1 protein-coding gene is annotated in these 788 nt (G+C 59.0%); it reads right to left on the reverse strand.

What is annotated here, in order from left to right:
- Positions 1 to 788, reverse strand: a 788-nt coding sequence (locus ACP7E6_RS29420) for a MobA/MobL family protein (RefSeq protein WP_426233719.1), incomplete at both ends; no start/stop codon positions are given.

Below are 788 nucleotides of genomic sequence, written 5' to 3' on the forward strand. Positions count from 1 at the left end.
GAAAGGCGCGCTTGACCTACCTGCCGATCTCGATCCGCGGCGCTGAGGTCGCCGCGTAAAATCTGGTCTGACAAACCAGCCGCAGCGCTTGCCTTGATCGCATTGTCCTGTAACGTTATCGCCATATCGACATGATGTCGGTTAGCGCCGTGGCTTGTTGCTGTCCGCATGCGGTCGGCACTTTTGGCCATGGCGTGCTCCAGCTCGACCATTTCCTTTGTCGAGTAGCGCGCAAGCTCGATACCGTCCGGCCCGTCCCGCTTCTCAGGCGCCAGCTCGACCAGTGCCGGTGATGCCATGACAGCCGAAAACGCGTTCTGGAATGCCTGCACATCGTCATTGATGTAGCGGTGCAAGGCACGTGCAATATCATGCCGATCAAACACGCTTTTCTCGTTGGTAATGAGCGTCAATACCTGGTCCGGCTTGTTGCGAATGAGGTCGGCATTGCGCCGCGCCGCATCCCCATCGAGCCGGGCGCGGGAGATATCCATGCCACGCCGCTCCATCTGAGTGGCGTGCACGCCGGCATGTTCCGTCGGCTCGATCTCGAGTCCACGCTCCGTATGGCTGCGATGATCGATCCGGATATCGAGACCGGCCATTGCCAGATGTTGGTTAGCCGTCTGCTCGAACAAGTGCCGGATATCGCGAAGCTGCATCTGCGACGTCGGCAGATCGTTCGACAGAAGCCATTTGTTCTCGCGCTCGATCAGAGTTTTGTCACCGAGGCCGCCCGGCGTCACTTCCCGTGTCGTCATCATGATGTGGGCATGATGATTGCGAAC

Origin of the sequence: Pararhizobium sp. DWP3-4, from assembly GCF_049898205.1 — a bacterium.
Classification (GTDB): Bacteria; Pseudomonadota; Alphaproteobacteria; order Rhizobiales; family Rhizobiaceae; genus Pararhizobium.